Source organism: Alphaproteobacteria bacterium (assembly GCA_025800285.1).
In the GTDB taxonomy this organism is placed as follows: Bacteria; Pseudomonadota; Alphaproteobacteria; order JAOXRX01; family JAOXRX01; genus JAOXRX01.
On the sequence record JAOXRX010000105.1, the window covers coordinates 1 to 990 of the forward strand.

General features: G+C 30.7%; 2 protein-coding genes. Both read left to right on the plus strand.

Annotated elements, in window-relative coordinates; genetic code table 11:
• Positions 1-212 precede the first annotated feature (212 nt).
• A complete protein-coding gene (locus OIF36_05640) occupies positions 213-437 on the plus strand; it encodes a hypothetical protein (GenBank protein ID MCV6599935.1) in 225 nt (74 codons plus the stop codon).
• A 357-nt stretch (positions 438-794) separates the two neighbouring features.
• Positions 795-990: hypothetical protein (locus OIF36_05645; GenBank protein ID MCV6599936.1), on the plus strand; the 196-nt coding region annotated here is incomplete at its 3' end.

Below are 990 nucleotides of genomic sequence, written 5' to 3' on the forward strand. Positions count from 1 at the left end.
CACAGTGGTTGATCCAGAAGGTGATTTTCGGACGTTATTTGATTTTCAAAGTTTATCTCTCCCCAAATTTCTAGTAATTCCCTGAAAAAATCATCGGAGACTTTGGTCAAATCCAATGTGTCTTTAACGTTGAGGTTGGAAGACAAAATATTGTAACATTTGATGATACAGATTTAGATGAAGGTTTATTAAATAAAAGATCTGTTGAAGTTTTGAAAAATCTCAAATTACCATTACCAAGCAAGTTAAAAAATGAAAAACTTGAAAATATTCTTCTTTATCAAAAGAACGCTGAAGTACAACTTAATTATTTCGGTGATTTATTATCACCTAATAAAGCAATTATTTTTAAAGAAAAAGGTGTGAGTAAAGCTGTAAAAAAAATAAGGATCCAAATCGAGATACAAGAAAACAAATTAAAGTTTATAATATTTTAGGTCAATATATCAATAACATAGATAGCCTTGTGAAATACGCGAAAAAAACAGGACAAGGAATCATCCACTTCAACAACCCTCAACAACTTGTCGTCAGACTTGAATTACTCGATGGATCTATCTTTGCTGGAAACAATGGAGTAAAGCAAGAGTTCTCACAAATCGCTCATCTTCTTCATCAACTCAAAGTCATCTCCAAAAAAACATTAAATGATCTTTTGAAAAAATATATATTGTTTAAATAAAATAATGGAAAGAGCGATACATATTTCTTCAATCAAAAGAGAAAAAACTTGAGAAAATAGACCAGATAATTTCTTGATAAAGTTTAAACCCTCTCTGAAACTTGATCCTGAAATGAAACACTCTCTTGCTATTGACAGATTGACAATGACTTATTCTTGGTACAACATCAGAAGCAGTTACAATAATAACACAATCAAATACTCAAATGATCGAGGTGTTAATTGGAATACTGTCACTTTCCAAGATGGGATGTACTCTTACTCTGATATCAATGATTATCTTCATCAGTACATGGAAAGACAAAATC